At 66.3% G+C, this 17231-nt stretch carries 17 protein-coding genes; 10 read left to right on the top strand and 7 right to left on the bottom strand.

Features of this window, described 5'->3' with window-relative positions:
* Positions 1–77 precede the first annotated feature (77 nt).
* Entirely contained in the window at positions 78–587 is a 510-nt protein-coding gene (locus tag E3O25_RS02535) for a sigma-70 family RNA polymerase sigma factor (RefSeq protein WP_092110866.1), read from the top strand.
* Positions 584–1288, top strand: a complete 705-nt coding sequence (locus tag E3O25_RS02530) for an anti-sigma factor (RefSeq protein WP_134360362.1) — start codon at positions 584–586, stop codon at positions 1286–1288. The genes E3O25_RS02535 and E3O25_RS02530 overlap by 4 nt, the downstream gene beginning before the upstream one ends.
* Positions 1289–1293: 5 nt before the next feature.
* Here E3O25_RS02530 and E3O25_RS02525 read toward each other — a convergent pair whose 3' ends face one another.
* Complete coding sequence (locus E3O25_RS02525; RefSeq protein ID WP_241988469.1) at positions 1294–2169, bottom strand: acyl-CoA thioesterase II; 876 nt, start codon at positions 2167–2169, stop codon at positions 1294–1296.
* 68 nt (positions 2170–2237) lie between these two features.
* On the opposite strand from E3O25_RS02525, the gene E3O25_RS02520 reads away from it, so the two are divergent.
* The gene (locus E3O25_RS02520; RefSeq protein WP_134360361.1) at positions 2238–2915 is read left to right on the top strand and encodes a hypothetical protein; all 678 of its coding nucleotides are present in this window, start codon (positions 2238–2240) and stop codon (positions 2913–2915) included.
* 4 nt (positions 2916–2919) lie between these two features.
* Here E3O25_RS02520 and E3O25_RS02515 read toward each other — a convergent pair whose 3' ends face one another.
* Positions 2920–4473, bottom strand: a complete 1554-nt coding sequence (locus E3O25_RS02515; protein ID WP_092110861.1) for a PucR family transcriptional regulator — start codon at positions 4471–4473, stop codon at positions 2920–2922.
* 149 nt (positions 4474–4622) lie between these two features.
* Here E3O25_RS02515 and gabT point away from each other — a divergent pair, with 149 nt between their 5' ends.
* The 6 genes from gabT to E3O25_RS02485 all read left to right on the top strand — a co-directional run bounded on the left by gabT (position 4623) and on the right by E3O25_RS02485 (position 12328).
* On the top strand, positions 4623–6002 hold the full coding sequence (gene gabT / locus E3O25_RS02510; protein ID WP_134360360.1) for a 4-aminobutyrate--2-oxoglutarate transaminase: 1380 nt from the start codon (positions 4623–4625) through the stop codon (positions 6000–6002).
* Entirely contained in the window at positions 5999–7486 is a 1488-nt protein-coding gene (locus tag E3O25_RS02505) for an NAD-dependent succinate-semialdehyde dehydrogenase (RefSeq protein ID WP_092110859.1), read from the top strand. The genes gabT and E3O25_RS02505 overlap by 4 nt, the downstream gene beginning before the upstream one ends.
* Positions 7487–7511: 25 nt before the next feature.
* Positions 7512–8888 (top strand): NAD(P)/FAD-dependent oxidoreductase, encoded by a 1377-nt coding sequence (locus E3O25_RS02500; RefSeq protein ID WP_134360359.1) that lies wholly within the window; start codon positions 7512–7514, stop codon positions 8886–8888.
* Entirely contained in the window at positions 8885–9757 is an 873-nt protein-coding gene (locus E3O25_RS02495; RefSeq protein ID WP_134360358.1) for a universal stress protein, read from the top strand. The genes E3O25_RS02500 and E3O25_RS02495 overlap by 4 nt, the downstream gene beginning before the upstream one ends.
* Before the next feature lie 6 nt (positions 9758–9763).
* A complete protein-coding gene (locus E3O25_RS02490) occupies positions 9764–11314 on the top strand; it encodes an APC family permease (RefSeq protein WP_092110853.1) in 1551 nt (516 codons plus the stop codon).
* 339 nt (positions 11315–11653) lie between these two features.
* Complete coding sequence (locus E3O25_RS02485; protein ID WP_134450283.1) at positions 11654–12328, top strand: hypothetical protein; 675 nt, start codon at positions 11654–11656, stop codon at positions 12326–12328.
* Positions 12329–12402: 74 nt separating this feature from the next.
* Here E3O25_RS02485 and E3O25_RS02480 read toward each other — a convergent pair whose 3' ends face one another.
* The 3 genes from E3O25_RS02480 to E3O25_RS02470 form a co-directional block, all read right to left on the bottom strand.
* The gene (locus E3O25_RS02480) at positions 12403–13098 is read right to left on the bottom strand and encodes a bifunctional 2-polyprenyl-6-hydroxyphenol methylase/3-demethylubiquinol 3-O-methyltransferase UbiG (protein WP_092110849.1); all 696 of its coding nucleotides are present in this window, start codon (positions 13096–13098) and stop codon (positions 12403–12405) included.
* Between the two features lie 223 nt (positions 13099–13321).
* Positions 13322–14377 (bottom strand): LLM class flavin-dependent oxidoreductase, encoded by a 1056-nt coding sequence (locus tag E3O25_RS02475; RefSeq protein WP_134360356.1) that lies wholly within the window; start codon positions 14375–14377, stop codon positions 13322–13324.
* Between the two features lie 14 nt (positions 14378–14391).
* On the bottom strand, positions 14392–15093 hold the full coding sequence (locus E3O25_RS02470; protein ID WP_134360355.1) for an NADPH-dependent F420 reductase: 702 nt from the start codon (positions 15091–15093) through the stop codon (positions 14392–14394).
* Between the two features lie 52 nt (positions 15094–15145).
* Between E3O25_RS02470 and E3O25_RS02465 the strand changes: the two genes are divergently transcribed.
* Positions 15146–15643: a MarR family winged helix-turn-helix transcriptional regulator gene (locus tag E3O25_RS02465; protein ID WP_166805946.1), complete on the top strand. Its 498-nt coding sequence runs from the start codon at positions 15146–15148 to the stop codon at positions 15641–15643.
* Positions 15644–15679: 36 nt separating this feature from the next.
* On the opposite strand, the gene E3O25_RS02460 is transcribed toward E3O25_RS02465, so the two are convergent.
* Together E3O25_RS02460 and E3O25_RS02455 are read right to left on the bottom strand one after the other, a co-directional pair.
* Positions 15680–16657, bottom strand: coding sequence for an epimerase (locus E3O25_RS02460; protein ID WP_241988468.1), 978 nt, complete (start codon positions 16655–16657; stop codon positions 15680–15682).
* A gap of 57 nt (positions 16658–16714) precedes the next feature.
* Positions 16715–17224 carry a DinB family protein gene (locus E3O25_RS02455; RefSeq protein WP_134360353.1) on the bottom strand — a complete coding sequence of 170 codons (510 nt, stop codon included), beginning with the start codon at positions 17222–17224 and terminating at the stop codon, positions 16715–16717.
* Between the last annotated feature and the right edge of the window lie 7 nt (positions 17225–17231).

Below are 17231 nucleotides of genomic sequence, written 5' to 3'. Positions count from 1 at the left end.
GCGGTTCGGTTCAGTGTTTCAGCCCTTGACATGAACCGCAACGACCACATCATCGTGTTAAGCAGGGGAGGTAGGTCATGGCCGATGAGCGTACCGAACTCTTGCAGGCCCTCCACGACGAACACGCGGCACTGTTGTGGCGTTATGTCGTGCGCTTGACCCACGACCCCGCGTTCGCTGACGACGTCGTTCAGGAGACCCTGCTGCGCGCCTGGCGACGCCCCCGTCTGCTCGACCAGACTGAAGTATCAGCCAGGGCCTGGCTCTTCACGGTGGCGCGCAACCTGGTGATTGACGATCGTCGCTCGGCACGGGCCCGGCACGAGATACCGACCGACCAGCTGCCCGAGGTTCCCACTGACGACCAGACCGACGCGTTGCTCGACGCCTGGCTTGTTGCGGATGCCCTGCACGACCTCTCGGCCGACCACCGGGCGGTCATCGTCTGCGCGTACTACCGGGGTCAGTCCGTGGCCGAGACCGCCGGGGACCTCGCCATTCCCGAAGGAACCGTCAAATCACGGCTGCACTACGGCCTGCGCGCCCTGCGGCTTGCCCTGCAGGAGCGAGGAGTGACGGAACGATGAACACCCCGGCAGATCAGTACAGCGACTGGGATGGCGCCTACGTGCTCGGCGCCCTGTCACCGGGTGACCGACGGGACTATGAGCGCCACCTCAACGACTGCGTCGCCTGCAGCCAGGCGGTCGCCCACCTCGTGGGCCTGCCCGGGCTGCTGGCACAGGTTCCGCTCGACCAGGCCCTGCAGCTTGGCCAGGCCTTTGGTCCCCGAACGGATGCCGCCCCCTCCGCCATCCTGCTGCCCCGACTGGTGCAGGCAGCCAGGGCGCGAACCCGGCGGGCCCGGCTGCTCGCCGCCGGCGCGGTGGTCGCGGCGGCCGCGATCGCGGCATCCGCTGCCCTGGTCGTGCCGGGCTGGCTCCCACAACCCAATCGCAGCGTGAGCGAACCGGCCGTCGCGATGACCGCGGTCGTTCCCAGCCCGCTCACCGCTACGTTCAGCCTGACCGGCGAAGACTGGGGTACCCGCATCGATGCGAGCTGCAGCTACGCCGAGAGCGGCAACGATTTCGGGCCGCAGCCGTACGCCCTGTTCGTAACCGACCGGGACGGCCAGGAGACCCTCGTCGCCAGCTGGATCTCGGGCCCCGGCACGACGATCAGCGCGGCCGGCACCACGAGCGTCGCCGAGAACGACATCGCGAGTGTGGATATTCGGTGGATGCCCGACGAGCGGGTGTTGCTTGAATCCAAACCGACCTGGTAGGCGAGCTACTCGAGAACGATGGGCACGCGCAGCATGCCCTCCTGCGCGACGGTGGCCAGGAGCACACCCTCGCGGTTGAAGATGCTGCCGGTCGCGAGGCCGCGGCCCCCCTGCGCGCTCGGGGAATCCTGCACATAGAGCAACCACTCGTCGACCCGACCGAACCGGTGCCACCACATGGCGTGGTCCAGGCTCGCGACTTTCAGTCCCGGAGAGGACCAGGCGACGCCGTGCCGGCGCATGATCGGCTCCATGATCGAATAATCGCTCGCGTAGGCCAGTGCCGCGCGGTGCAGGTCGGGGTCGTCGGGCAGCGGGGAGAACGTCTTCATCCAGACGGCCTGGCGAGAGGTGTGTTCACCGTTGACCTTGAGATAGATCGGCGAGGGAACATGCCGCATATCAAACGGGCGCTCGCTCGCCCAGTAGCGGGCCACCGAATGGTCGATGTGGGAGAGTGAATCGGATGCCGACGGCAGGCTCTCCGGGTCGGGGATGTCGGTGGGCATCTCGACGTGGTGTTCCAGTCCCTCGTCGGCGTCCTGGAACGAGGCGATCATCGACAGGATCGGCACGCCGTCCTGATAGCACTGCGTGCGGCGGGTGGAGAACGAGCGACCGTCATGAATGCGCTCGACCGAAAAGGTGATCGGCTGATTGACGTCGCCGGGCCGCAGAAAATACCCGTGCATGGAGTGCACGTGGCGTTCGTCGGGAACCGTGCGCATCGCGGCGACGAGCGACTGGGCCAGCACCTGTCCGCCGAACACGCGGCCGAGCGGCATCCACTGGGACGGACCGGTGAAGATGTCTTCGCTGGTGCGGGCACCGGTGTCGGTCAGATCGAGGACAGCCAGGAGGCCTTCCATCGGCTTGTGCATGCTGTCTCCTCGGGCAAGTTCGCGACCGCGGCATGCGGATGTTTCGTATCTTGGTAGTTTAGGAGATGATGAGCCAGTCATTCACTCTTACCGATTCCCAGTCCCTCAGCGACCTGATCGTGTTTCTGTCACGCTCCGGACGTGTTCTCGATGGTTCGGTGCGCCTCATGGCCACCGAGGGCGTTCTCGCGGTTTACACCGCCATCTTCTATCCGCGGGGTCTGCTCGATGCGAGCCCGACAGTGCTGGGCTTGCGCACCTTCGCCCTGACCGAGCCGGTGGACCTCGACAAGGTCGTGCCGGTGCGGTCCCTGCTGGAGCGTCTCAAGCGCCTCGAATCCACCACGAGCGACCCGACCGTGCCGGTCACGGTGACCGTTCCCCTTGAGGTCAACACGGTGACCTGGGCCGGCATCTCCCCGCCGAAGGGCGGCTGGGAACCGCACGGTCAGACTCCGGCGGCAAATCTCGAAGTGGCCGCTCGGGCCGGGATCGACGAGGTTGCCGCGACTGTTCCCGAGGGCGCCGGCGAATTGATCGTTGAGCGTGTGCGCTCGGAGGTTTGGGGCCGCCAGGTCGACGGACTCGAATTCGTGCCCACCGGAGCCGGTTTTGCGGCGTTCAGCCTGGGATTTCTCGCCGACGACGAACCGGTGCAACTGTTCGAGTCGGGGTTGTGGACCCGCCTCAGCACGAGCCGCGGGCACGTGCTGGTGCGGCGCAAGCCGTGGACCCTCACGGCCTGACCTTTTACAGAACGGCGTTGTCGGTCGCGAGCAGCGCCGCCCAGACATCCGCCCGGGCCGGAAACGACCCGAGGTCGCGAGCGAGCAGCTGCTCCGCCTGCTGGATGCGGGTGCGCACCGTGTGGCGGTGCACGCCGAGCTGGGCTGCGGCTTCGCCGAAGTGCCCGTTGCAGAGCAGCCAGGCACGCACGGTTCCTAGAAGCTCTGTGGCGTGCACGCGGTCGTGCGCGAGCACCGGCGCGAGCGTGGCCAGGCCGACCTCGCGGGCATCCGTTCTCGCGAGGAGCGCTAGCACGCCCTGCCGGGCGACGACGCCGAACTCGGTCACGCCCGGTGCGCCTTCTTTGGCCCTGGCCAGTCCCTGCTCGGCCTGTTCGAGGGCGCGGGGCAGCTGGCGATAGCTGCTCGGCTCCGAGACACCGGCGTGCAGGTCGAACAGCGTGCACAAATTCACCAGGATGCCGTGCGCCGCGCGGTCGAGACACAGCACGATGGTGTCGTCCTGGCGGGCGAAGAACACCTGCCCGGGGGAATCCTCAACGCGCAGCTCGAGGTAGTCCGTGATGGCGTCGCGGCGCGGCGCCGGCGCGTCGACGACGGCGACCTGCACCGGTGCGACGGGGAGTGCACCCCACATCTGCCGGGAGATCTGCTCGACCAGTTTCTGGTCCCCGCCAAGCAGGGTGTGCATCAGCCCGGTGCGCAGCAGTCCCTGGGCGCGGGCGAGGGCGTTGTTCTGCTCCAGGGCGAGGCCGGCGAGTGCGATCACGCTCGTGACGACCTCGGTGCTGGCCTGGTCGAGGGCGCGAGGGCCGCCGAGGGCCAGCACCCCGCGCAGGTGGTCGTGGCCGCCGAGGGTCTGCAGCGTGAGGGTTTCGCCGCCGGCGTCGATGGTGCTGCTGGAGCGCTGGCCGCGGGCCAGCAGTCGCCGGGCCTCGTGCTGCACGGTGGCGAGGGCGTCGGGGGTGACGGTGAAGGTTTCGCGGGGAAACACCCGGTCGAGGGTGCCGCTGACATCGAACAGGGCCACCCAGTGGCCGAGCTGGGTGGACAGTTCGGCGAGGGTCGCGCTCAAACCGTCGGGGCGCAGCGCGGCGAGCGCGATGGCGCGCTGGGCTTTGAGGGCCCAGGTGGCGCGCGCGAATCGATCCTCGGCCACGAGATCGCCGGCTGCCCGGGCCACGGCAATGAACGGCGTGCGATAGGGAACCTCGAACAGGGGCACCCCCAGCGACTGGCAGGCCGCGAGCAGCGCGTCGGGTGTGCCGTCCCGAATCACCTCGGTGCCGAAACCGAGGGCGGTGATGCCTCGGGCAGCCAGGCGCTGCACGTAGGGGAGGAAGTCGACATCCGCTGCCGTGTCGGCGCCGAACTGGGTGCCGGTCGTGAGCAGCACCTGATCGGCGGAGAGGAACGGGGTCGGGTCGATCAGATCGGAACTGTGCACCCACTCCACGGTTCGCTCGAGCATCGCCCCACGGGCCGCTGGTTCGGGGTCTCCGAGCAGGGTGAGTCCGAGATTCGGTTCAGCGAGGAGCAAGCGCAGGGTGGGAAGCATCGGTCCCTATACAGATAGGCGAGTTGACATGCCCACACTATACAGGCGGGATGGCGGTGGCTGACCTGTTTCTGTCTAACATTGCCCCGTGCTGCTCTGGCACAGCGGCATCGTGCCGCGATACCGCCCTCGCATCGATCGGAACCCTCATGACACTCGTAGCTCCCGCTCGCCCCACCGGCACGCCGCTCGGTGGTCCCTCGCTGGCTCAGGAACGCAAGCTGGTCACGAGCATCCCCGGGCCGAAGTCGAAGGCGCTGAGTGAACGTAAGGCCCGGGCGGTCTCGGCCGGCGTCGGCATCGCGCTGCCCGTCTACGTCGCAGCCGCCGGCGGAGGCGTTCTCGTTGACATCGACGGCAACTCACTCATCGACCTCGGATCGGGCATCGCCGTCACCGGCGTCGGCAACAGCGCTCCGCGCGTCGTCGAGGCCGTCGCTGCCCAGCTGGCTCAGTTCACCCACACCTGCTTCACCGTGGCACCCTACGACTCCTACATCGAAGTGGCCGAAGCCCTGAACCGGCTCACGCCCGGTGACCACGAGAAGCGCAGCGTGCTGTTCAACTCCGGTGCTGAAGCGGTCGAGAACGCCGTCAAAATCGCCCGGCACTTCACCGGCAAGCAGGCCATCGTGGCCTTCGACCATGCCTATCACGGCCGCACCAACCTGACCATGGGCCTGACCGCCAAGAACCAGCCGTACAAGAGCGGCTTCGGTCCGTTCGCTCCCGAGGTCTACCGCGCACCGATGTCCTACCCGCTGCGCGACGGCGGCCTAGACGGCGTCGTTGCAGCCAATCGGGCCATCTCCCAGATCGAGAAGCAGGTCGGCGCGAGCAACCTCGCCGCGATCATCATCGAACCCATCCAGGGCGAGGGCGGCTTCATCGTTCCAGCTCCGGGTTTTCTGGCCACCCTGCTGGCCTGGTGCCGCGCCAACGAGGTCGTCTTCATCGCCGACGAAATCCAGACCGGCTTCGCCCGCACGGGGCACATGTTCGCCTGTGAATTCGAGGGCATCGTGCCCGACATGATCTGCACCGCCAAGGGCATCGCCGGCGGCTTGCCGCTGTCGGCCGTCACCGGCCGCGCCGACATCATGGACTCGCCGCAGGCCGGCGGCCTCGGTGGTACCTACGGTGGCAACCCGCTCGCCTGTGCCGCCGCGCTCGCCACCATCGACACCTACGAGACGGACAACCTGGTGGAGCGCGCCGCCACCCTCGGACAGATCATGGGTGACCGCCTGACCGCGCTCGCCGCGGTCGACTCGCGCATCATTGAGGTGCGCGGTCGCGGCGCCATGATGGCCATCGAAATCGTCGACCCCGCTACCGGGGAGCCGGATGCTGGGCTGACCAATCGCGTCATCGCCGCCTGCCACGCGCAGGGTGTGATCCTGCTCGGCTGCGGAACCTACGGCAACGTCATCCGCCTTCTGCCGCCGCTCAGCATTCCCGACGACCTGCTGCTCGAGGGCTTGCAGGTTCTGGCCGACGCGCTGGCTGCCGATTCGGCCGCAGCATGAGCGCCGTGATCGAGAGTGCCGCTGTGCGGTCGACGGAGGTCGAACTGTTGGCTCGGGTACCCGACCAGCTGTACATCGACGGCCAGTGGGTAAACGGCACGGGGGATCTGATCGTGGTGACCGACCCGGCTACCGGGCGGGTTCTCAAGCAGATTCAGAACGCATCCGTCGCCGACGGCACCCGTGCGCTCGATGCGGCCGCTCGGGCAGCGAGCTCGTGGGCGGCCACCCCGGCCCGGATACGCGCCGAGATTCTGCGGCGCGCCTTCGACCTGCTGCAGGAGCGACGTGACGACTTCGCCACCCTCATGACGCTCGAAATGGGCAAGCCGATCGCCGAAGCCAACTCCGAGGTCAGCTACGGCGGCGAGTTTCTGCGCTGGTTCAGCGAAGAAGCCGTGCGCATCAGCGGCCGCTACGGCCCCACCCCGGAGGGGACCGGCACGATGGTCGTAACCCAACGACCGGTCGGGCCCTGCTACCTGATCACGCCGTGGAACTTTCCCCTCGCCATGGCCACCCGCAAGATCGCGCCGGCACTCGCCGCCGGCTGCACCGTGGTGGTCAAGCCGGCTGAGCTGACACCGCTGACCACCCTGCTGTTCGTGCAGCTGCTGGAAGATGCCGGTGTGCCGGCCGGTGTCGTTAACGTCATCACGACGAACCAGTCGCAGGCGGTATCGGCCCCGATCATCGCCGACCCTCGGCTGCGCAAGCTCAGCTTCACCGGGTCGACCGTCGTCGGGCGGGCGCTCATCGCCCAGGCCGCCCAGAATGTGCTGCGCACCTCGATGGAGCTCGGCGGCAACGCTCCCTTCGTCGTGTTCGCCGACGCCGACCTTGAGAAGGCAGTCACCGGAGCGATGATCGCGAAGTTTCGCAACACCGGCCAGGCCTGCACGGCTGCCAACCGATTCATCGTGCACGCGTCGGTAGCCGAGGAATTCGGCCGTCGACTGACCGCGCGAGTGAACGAGCTCGTGCCGGGCCCCGGCATCGACCCCACGGTGAACTTCGGTCCGCTCGTGACCGACGCGGCCGTCGACAACATTGAATCCCTGGTGCAGGACGCCCTCGCCCACGGTGCCACCCTGCTCACCGGCGGCACGCGCCCCGAGGGCCCCGGCTCGTTCTACACGCCGACCGTGTTGGCCAACGTGAGCGCCGACAGCCGCATGGTGCGGGAGGAGATCTTCGGACCTGTCGTTGGCATCAGAACCTTCGAAACAGACGAAGAGGCCATTGAAATGTCAAATGACACCGAATATGGTCTGATTGGTTATGTTTTCACCACCGATATCGCACGTGGACACCGTATGATCGACAGTATCGACACGGGAATGATGGGCCTGAATACCGGCCTCGTCTCCAACGCCGCCGCACCGTTCGGCGGTGTCAAACAGTCCGGACTGGGTCGTGAGGGTGGCCTCGAAGGCATCCACGAGTACCTCTCGACCAAGTACACCCTCATTCCCGCGGTCTAACCCGCCAGTCACCACAGGAGCAACCATGACCACGATTGATCGTGACGTCGTTATTATCGGCGCCGGGGCATCCGGTCTCACCGCCGCCACCGCACTGCAGAAAGCCGGCCTCAGTGTGGTCGTGCTCGAAGCCCGCGGTCGCGTCGGCGGGCGCCTGTGGACCGACCAGATCGAGGGCGCCATGCTCGAGATCGGCGGCCAATGGGTCTCGCCCGACCAGCATGCCCTCAAGGGCACGCTGGCCGAGCTGGGCCTGGAAACCTATCCACGCTACCGGGCCGGCCGCAACGTTTACATCAACGGGTCCGGTGTGGTCAGCCGGTTCGACGGGGAGATCTTTCCCGTTCCGGCCGGTACCGAGGCGCAGATCGTGGGCTTGATTGACAAGCTCGACGCCCTCGTGGCCGAGATCAACCCGGATCGTCCCTGGGAGCATCCGCTCGCCAAGGAACTCGACGAGATATCGTTCAGTCGCTGGCTGGAGACGCAGACCGACGACCAGGAAGCCCGCGACAACATCGGCATGTTCATTGCCGGGGCCATGCTCACCAAGCCGGCGCACGCGTTCTCGGCCTTGCAGGCGCTGCTCATGGCGGCCAGCGCCGGGTCGTTCAGTAACCTCGTCGACGCCGATTTCATTCTCGACGAGCGCGTGGTCGGCGGGCTGCAGCAGGTGCCGCTGCTGCTGGCCGAGAAGCTCGGCAGCGATGTCTATCTCGGGCAGCCCGTGCGCAGCCTCGCCTGGAACGAGGCGGGTGTCACGGTTGTCGCCGACGGCATGACGGTGACCGCCCGGCACGCCATCGTGGCCGTTCCGCCGCCGCTGATCAGCCGGATCAGCTTCGACCCTCCCCTGCCGCGTCGGCAGCAGCAGCTGCACCAGCACCTCTCCATGGGCTTCGTGATCAAGGTGCACGCCGTTTACGAGACACCGTTCTGGCGTGCCGACAATCTCTCCGGTACCGCCTTCAGCCCCTACGAGCTGGTGCACGAGGCCTACGACAACACCAACTTCGACGACCCGCGCGGTACCCTGGTGGGTTTTGTCTCCGATGAGGAAGCGGACGGCGTCTTCGCGCTTTCGGCCGACGAACGCAAGAAGCGCATCCTCGAGTCGATGTCGCACTACTACGGAGAGCAGGCGCTGCACCCGGTCGTCTACTACGAAAGCGACTGGGGCTCCGAAGAATGGACCCGCGGCGCCTACGCGGCAAGCTTCGATATGGGCGGACTGGCCCGGTACGGCGCCGAGCTGCGCAGCCCCGTCGGTCCCATCTCTTTCTCCTGCAGCGATATGGCCGGTAAGGGCTACCAGCACGTTGACGGCGCCATTCGGGTCGGGCAGGAAACGGCGGCGGCGATCATCGCGGCCCCCGCGCCCCTGACCGGGCCGAGCGCGTGAGGTTTCTGGTCGGTTACACCGCCACCCCGGCGGGAGCGGATGCCCTGGCCCTCGGCGTGCGCCTCGCCCGGGCGCCCGGCTCCGTACTCGACGTGGTGCTCGTGCTCAACGGGGGCGAGCGCGCGACGCTGACCCCCGCCGACCCCGGATACGACCGCCTCTTGCTCGACACGGCCGAGGGCTGGCTGGACGAAGCGCGCGCCCTGGTGCCTGCGGGCATCTCCGTGCACACCCACCTCGAACACGCCGACTCCTTCACCCAGGGGCTGCTCGCCGCTGCCGCGCGGCTGGAGGCAAATCTGATCGTGGTCGGCGCGGCCACGCACGGCCTGCTCGGCCGGTTCGCGATCGGCAGCGTCGCTGGCGGGCTGCTGCATTCCTCCCCGGTGCCCGTGGCGCTTGCGCCCGAAGGCACCAGGGTCATGGGCACCGACGAACCGATCGGCCGGGTCACCTGCGCGGTTGGCACCAAACCGGGAGCCGACGGACTGCTGACGGCCGGCATCCGCCTGGCACGCACAGTGGATGCCCCGCTGCGGCTGGTTTCTCTCGTCGCCATCGATCGCCCCGGCGCCGATGCCGAGGCCATTCAGCTGGCCGCCGACCACGCCCAGTCGGTGCTCGATTACGCCACCGAACATTTGATGGACGGGCTCGATGTCACGGCGAGCGTCGCCTCCGGCGGCAGCATCGAGCACGCCGTTCGCGGCCTGCATTGGGATGCAGCCGAGGTCTGCCTGGTCGGCTCCAGCCGGCTGGCGCAACCAAATCGACTTTTTCTGGGTTCGATTGCGGCCAAGATGCTGCGCGAACTGCCGGTACCGCTTATCGTGGTGCCGCGAGATTTCATCGAGACGGTGAAGGAATAAGAGACAATGACTCAAGAACTCAACGCCAGTGCAGCCGTTGACCAGCAGAACGGTGGCATCTCCAAGAAGGGCCTGAGCGCCGGCTCCGTCGGACTGGTCGGTGCCGTCATCATCGGCATCTCCTGCATTGCCCCTGCTTACACGCTCACCGGAGCCCTCGGCCCCACCGTGGCCGAGGTCGGTCTGCAACTCCCGGCGATCTTCGTGGCCGGCTTCATCCCCATGCTGCTCGTGGCCCTCGGCTACCGCGAACTGAACAAGGCCATGCCGGACAGCGGCACGAGCTTCACCTGGGCGACGCGGGCTTTCGGGCCCTGGATCGGCTGGATGGCCGGCTGGGGCCTCATCGCCGCCACGGTCGTGGTGCTGAGCAACCTCGCCGGCATCGCGGTCGACTTCTTCTACCTGATGCTCTCGCAGATCTTCGGCAACAGCGCCGAGATTGCGGGGCTCGCCGGCAATCCGTTCATCAACGTGGGAACCTGTCTCGTGTTCATTCTGATCGCCACCTGGATCAGTTATCGGGACATGCAGACCACCCAGAAGGTGCAGTACTGGCTGGTCGGTTTTCAACTGATCGTGTTGGTCGGCTTCGGCATCATGGCTTTCGTGCATATTGCGAACGGCTCGGCGTTCGACCCGACGCCGGTCTCGCTCTCGTGGTTCGACCCCTTCGCCGTCACCTCGTTCTCGGCTTTCGCGGCCGGACTGAGCCTGTCCATCTTCATCTTCTGGGGCTGGGACGTCACGCTGACCATGTCGGAAGAGACCAAGGGCTCGCGCTCGACGCCCGGTCGCGCCGCGACCCTCACCGTGATCATCGTCATGGTGCTCTACCTGTTCGTCGCGATCGCGGCCATCTCCTTCGCGGGCGTCGGCGGCGTGGGCGTGGGCCTGGGCAACCCCGACATTCAGGGCAACGTGTTCTTTGCCCTGGCCGGCCCGGCACTCGGACCGTTCGCGGTGCTCATGTCGATCGCCGTGCTCTCCAGTTCGGCCGCGTCGCTGCAGTCCACTTTCGTCTCACCGGCCCGTACCCTGCTCGCGATGGGCCACTACGGCGCCCTGCCGCCGGCCTACGCCAAGGTCAGCCCGCGCTTCTTCACCCCCGGGTATGCGACCATCGCCTCGGCGATCGTCGCCGCCGGGTTCTATACGATCATGCGATTCGTCAGTGAGGACGTGCTCTGGGACACCATCACGACCCTCGGCATGATGATCTGCTTTTACTACGGCCTGACCGCGTTCGCCTGCGTCTGGTACTTTCGCCGGCAGTGGTTCGCCACCGTGCGGAACGCCTTCTTCACCTTCGTGTTTCCGTTGGTCGGCGGCATCATCCTGACGGTGCTGTTTTGCACGACCCTCATCGACAGCATGGATCCGAACTACGGCAGCGGTTCCGAGATCTTCGGGCTGGGTCTGGTCTTCGTGCTCGGCATGGCCATTCTGCTCATCGGCGTCGTCATCATGCTCGTGCAGTCCCGGGTGCGTCCGGCCTTCTTCCGCGGCGAGACGCTCAGCCTGGCCGCGCCGCGCTACGGCGAGCACGAGGAATAGTCGAGAATGTTGCGTGGGATGCGGCGTCCGCTTGTCGAGAGCGGATGCCGCGCCCGTCACGTGCAGCCACTGACGGTTGAGTTTCACAGCCCCGGGTCACAGCCCGACATCGAACCGTTGGCTCGGGACTTCGAGCGGGAGCGGCTGCTGTAGGAACGGGTTCTTGCTGGGCAGGGCGATCAGCGTCTGTGCCGGGTCGATCTCAGCGGCGGGTTGCGGCCAGTATTGGTCGCCTCGGATGAGGATTTTCCAGCCCGGTGTGGAGCAGTAGGTGGCGCTACCACCTGGGTCCGTCGTGCTCGAGAACTGTCTGCGAGCTCGCTGAGTACCATGGGGACCATGGTTGAGGCATTGAAGTCACATCGCTCAGAGTCTGATGCATCGCGCGCGTGGTTGATCGGTGGAGCATTGTTGCTCGCCACGGTGGTCATCGGCGTCGCACAGCCCGCGCTGGCCCTGATCCCACTCGGCGGGAGTATCAGGCCGGTACTCTTCTCCGCAGCCCTGCTGGTCTTCGCATTCGGTATCCGCGGGGCTGGAAGCGTGACGGCTCGGCGTCCGCTGGGGACCATCGCCCTGACGGCGCTGGCCGCTTGGCTTCTGCTCGGGTCGGTGCTGCAGGATGTCATCGCGTCCAGCTTTTCGAACGACCCCCTGTCGGACGGGCTGTTCGCGTTTGGTTACGTCGACTCTTTCGTGACGTTTGCGTTGGCGCTGGTCGCGGTCATGCAGATCGCTCGCGCGGGCGTCGTGGCGGCGCCGTGGAACTGGGTGCCGGCGGGAGTCGTGGGGGCAGCATCCGTTTCGTGGTTGCTTTCGGCAGTCGTGACGGTGAACAGCCGCCAGGGTTTCGGGCTGGAGGCCGTGGTGTTGATGAGTGTCGACGCCCTGGTGCGCATTGGCGGCACGGTGCTGCTCGGAGTGGTCGCGATCGTGCTGGCTGATCGAGCGCGGCGCGTGCACCTCAGTTCTGCCGACGAGGTCGTTCGCTCGCCCTACGGCCCGGCTGACTAGGCCGGGCGTCGTCGTCGGCGCGTCGATCACGTAGCGGGTCATGACGTTGAGGATATCCTCCGCCGAAGTCTCCGTCAGGCCGCTGTGCGTCGCAGTTTCAGTACGCTGTCGACGATGCTGATCACTGACCCGTCGGGAGCGGTGATCGGGCGTTCGACCAGCCCGTTGGTGAGCACGGTCCACTCGGCACGATCGAGACGCTCATTGTCGAAAAACAGTGCAGCAAGAACGTCGTCTGCTGTGGGCAGGTCAGCGTCATCGTGCCGGTGCTCGCCTGGGTTCTGGTGGTGCTCGTCGGCGTGAGGTTCGTCGTCATCGTGCGCGGTCAGCCAGTGCGGGGCGCCCGAGTGACCGACGACGAGCAGCAGCCCTTCGGGTGCGACCGCGGCAGCGGCCCTCCGCAGGATCGCCTCGCGCGGAAGCTCGACAAAAGAGTGCAGAAAACAGGAGGTGACCAGGTCGTAGCTGCCCGGTGGCGTCCAATCGGCGAGGTCCGCAGCTACCCAGGTCACGACATCGTCTGGGCCCTGGGCCGCAGCGCCGATGGCCAAGGCTGTTGGGGCGATATCGACTGCGGTCACGACCCAGCCGTTGTGTGCCAGCCACAGTGCGTCCCCGCCCTCACCGCTGCCGATGTCGAGTGCTGTCCCCGGGGCGACTCCTGCGACTTCACGTTCGAGCGCGGCGTTGACATTCCCGCTCCAGGATTTGCCGTTCTCGCGGTACCGGTTCTCCCAATACTCGGCCGGGGTGGGTGCTGGCTCATTCACGGGGCAACCTTCGTTTGGTGGGGAGCACGTTTTAAAGCGTTCTCGGGGGCGAAGCCGGCGACAGACTTCGATCTGTTGGCGCTCTAGCTGATTTTTGCGCAGCGATAGACTGCTGGCAAATTGATAAGCCGAATTAGCAAGGATTCTGATGGCCGACCCCGCTCTGCAGCAGCGGATGCCCCCGACAATCGCCGCTAACCGGCCGCCTCGGCACGCGAGACCGTCACTTCGCGGCGAGGAGGCGCTCCACGCGAGGCTTGACCTCGGTCGCGAGCAGGGTGATGGACTCGAGCAGGTGCTCCTGGGGGAGCCCGCCGTGGTCGCCCTGCAGAAAGTGGCGCATGTGGCCGAGGTGCCCGTGCAGGGCGACGATGCGTTCCGCGACGTCGTCGGGGTCGCCGACGAAGTAGGCGCTGGGGGCATCGACCTGGGCCAGATAGGAACTGCGCTGCGGCGCCGGCCAGCCGCGCAGCCGACCCATCTCCACGTTGAGGTTGACCCAGCCCGGATACATCCGCTCGACGGCTTCCTTCTTGGTCGGGGCTACCAGGCCGAAGGTCGCGACGGAGACCTTGATGTTGTCATCGGTGTGACCGGCCTGTTTGGCTGACTGCCGGTAGAGGTCGGCGAGGGGCGCAAACCGGTGCGGCTGCCCGCCGATGATGGCGTAGGCGAGGGGCAGACCGAGGCGTCCGGCGCGGGCTGATGACGGCGCGCTGCCGCCGGTCGCGATCCAGATCGGCATGGAGCCCTGTACCGGGCGCGGCACGACGTCGAGCTGGGGGATCGACGGACGCGCGCTGCCCGACCAGGTCACGTTCTCGGTGGCGCTGGTGTTGAGCGTGAGCAGCAGGTCGAGCTTCTGCGCGTAGAGCTCGTCGTAGTCGTCGAGCTCATAGCCGAACAGAGGAAAAGTCTCGACCGAGGAGCCGCGGCCGGCGGTGATTTCGATGCGGCCGCCGCCCGAGATCGCATCGGCGGTGGCGAACTGCTGGAAGACCCGCACCGGGTCATCCGTTCCGATGATGCTCGCCGCGCTGCCCAGTTTGATGCGGGTCGTCGCGGCCGCGGCGGCGGCGATGATCGCACCGGGCGAAGAGGCGGGCATCGACACGGTGTGGTGCTCGCCGATGCCGAAGTAGTCGAGCCCGGCCTTGTCGGCCAGCACGATGGCGTCGAACAGGTTCCGAATCGCCTCCGCGGTGGAGCGCGAACTCCCGTCGAGATTGAGTTGCGTATCGCCGAAGCTGTAGGCGCCGATTTCCAAGGTGTTCTCCATTTGCGTGTGTGGGCTTAGGCGGCGTCCGCGAGCGGACGGTCCTTCTGAATGAGGGCGACGAGCTGGTTCGCGGTGTGGCTGCCGGTGAAGATCTCGGTGGCCGGCTGAAAGGACCGGCCGGCGGCGAGGGGTCCCGCATCAACGGCGTCGTAACCGAGGCGGTCAATGAAATGCGAGACGAAGGATTTGGCTGCGGCGTCGTCACCGGCGAGCGCGAGGGCGCGGCGCGAGGCATCCCCAGCGGGCTTGTCGTCTTCTTCGAGCTCGTGATAACCGATGTGGTTGAGCGACTTCACCACACGAGCGCCGGTCAGGAATGATTCGACGACCTCGCTCGTGGTGCGCGAGTCGCTTTCGAAATCATCGAAGACCCCGTCAACCGGCGCCCAATAGTTCATCGCGTCGATGACGATTCGGCCCGTGAGATCGAGGGGGTTGAGTGTGCGGTACTTGTGCAGTGGAATGGCCAACACGACGAGATCGGATGCTGCGGCCTCGCTCGCCTGCACGGCCACCGCCCCCGGCGTCACGATCTCAACGAGAAGAGCATTGTCCGCCGCCGATTGGGTTGTCGCGATGCGCACTCGATAGCCGGCTTTCATGGCTTGCCGGGCGAGTGCGGTGCCGACCCGGCCGGCTCCCAAAATGCCGATTGTGGTGGCGTGCGGACTGCTCATGGCGCTACTCCCGTCAAAATATGATGCTCTACAGATCATATGCCCAGGAGAATATCTATGCAACTGCATGGTTTGCGGTACGATGGCTGTCATGACAACCGAATCGATGCTGCCGGCCACGGTGCCGGGAGACCTCGGATGGAACCTCGCAATGGTTCTGCGCGGATATCAACGACAGCTCGAGACCGCCGTTGAGGGGTTGCCCGGGGGAGTGCGCTGTTACCAGGTACTGTCCACCGTCATTCACCGAGACCTGCCGTCGCAGCAGGCCATCGGTGCGCACCTGGCCATCGATCGCACCGTGCTCACCTACCTGCTCGACGGCATGGTGGATGCCAAGCTCGTGGAACGCATTCCCGATCCGAGTGATCGCCGGGCCCGAAAGATTCGAGCCACACCAGAGGGAGTGAGCGTTCTCGCCCGCTACGAGCGGCGCGTGGCCGACGTGGAAGCCGGCATCCTCTCTGGCATTTCAACGGATGCCGGCCACCAGCTCGAGGGTCTCCTGGGGATGCTGGCCACGAGCGTGCACCGAGCGGATCCAACGGCCAGCCCCTGCGAGGCGGTCGGGACTTTCACCGCGCCCTGAAGTCGGGCCAGCGGTGTTCCAACGTAGAAAGGCAGATTATCGCTTCACAACATCGTTGATCGCAGGTCCGAGATCGGGCCAGGTGAATGTGTATCCAGCCTGAAGCAGACGTTCCGGCGTGACCCAGCGGCTTTTCAGTACCAATTCTGGTTCGGTGCGCAGTATCAACATGGCCGGCTCGAGCATCCACCTGAATGCTGGCAGCCCGACGGCGGCTCCGACTCGCCGCCGAAGCGTCGCCATGAGGGTGCGGTTGTCACTGATTCGCGGTGCCGACAGGTTGACCGGCCCGTCAAGCGCGTCGTTCTCGACGATGAACTTGACCGCTTTGACGACATCGTCGATGTGAATCCAGCTGAACTTCTGGCGTCCGCGGGAATGGTGTGTTCGAGTCCTACTCCCTGTCGGGTTCGCGCCGATCCCGCGATACCGCCGATGCGGGAACCACCAGCCGTCGACCTGAGGACCGCCGAGCCCGATGCGCGCGAGCCGGACCAAGGTCGCAGTTGCGGGGCCGTCACCCAGCACGATCGCCATTCGCAGCGCGACGCGGCGGGTGGTGGCCAGTTCGCGGGAATAGAATTCCGCTTCCCACGCTTGCGCGATGTCGACAGAAAACCCCGTGCCGATGTCCCCGGTCGCCTCGGTCATTGGTCGGTCGAGGGAATAGCGGTAAATGGTCGCGGTGCTCGCGTTCAGCCAGACTCGTGGGGGTGCCGCGCTGCTTTCAATGGCCTCGCCGAGCTGTCGAGTGCTGTCGATGCGAGAACGCAGAATCTCGTCGCGATTCCGGTCGGTGTATCGACAATTGACGCTCTTGCCGGCGAGGTTGACCACGAGCTCGGAACCATCAACCAACGCCCGTACAGCGGATGCGTTGTCCCACCGCGCGTCCGGCCCGTTCCGGCCGATGCAGACAACGTCATAACCCTGGTCGCGGAGCTCGCGAACGAGCCGCCGCCCGATGAATCCTGTTGCTCCCGCTATTACCGCACGTCCTTGAATGTTCCCCACGAGTCCAGCATACGAGGGGCGTTGACCGCTGCGCGAGTGGCGGCTCTCAGCTGCCGACTATTCGCCGACGATTCCGTCGATGGCCTCGCGGAGCAGGTCGGCGTGGCCGTTGTGCCTGGCCGTCTCCTCGATCAGGTGGGTGAGGATCCAGCGCAGGTTCCATTGCTGACCGTCACGGTCCGTTCCGACAGAGAGTGTCTCGAGGTCGGTGTCGACGAGTGCGCTCCGCGTGCGTTCGCACGCAGCCTGGTAAAGGCTTCGGAGAGCGTTCGGATCGTCGAACTGCGCGCTGTTGAATTCCCAGTCACGGTCGTCGTCCCACGGAGCGCTGGCCCACGGTTCCTCCTCCGCAAGTCCTAGAAAGCGCACCTGGATCCAGTCGTCTTCCACGAGCGCCAGGTGTTTCAGCAGGCCGGAGAGCGTCAGCGTTGACGTGGCAATCGGCTGGTTCATGTCGGCGGCGCCCAGTCCGTCGACCTTGATCAGCAGTGTCGCCCGGTGGTAGTCGAGAAATTTCAGCAGCGTGGTGCGCTCGTTCGCGGCGGGCTGGGGATCGATGCGGTCCATGAAGTCA

The sequence above is a fragment of the Cryobacterium sp. TMT1-3 genome (genome assembly GCF_004402315.1).
GTDB classification, from domain to species: domain Bacteria; phylum Actinomycetota; class Actinomycetes; order Actinomycetales; family Microbacteriaceae; genus Cryobacterium; species Cryobacterium luteum.
The sequence above is the reverse complement of the archived record's forward strand: the minus strand, read 5'-3'. Positions and strand labels throughout refer to the sequence as shown.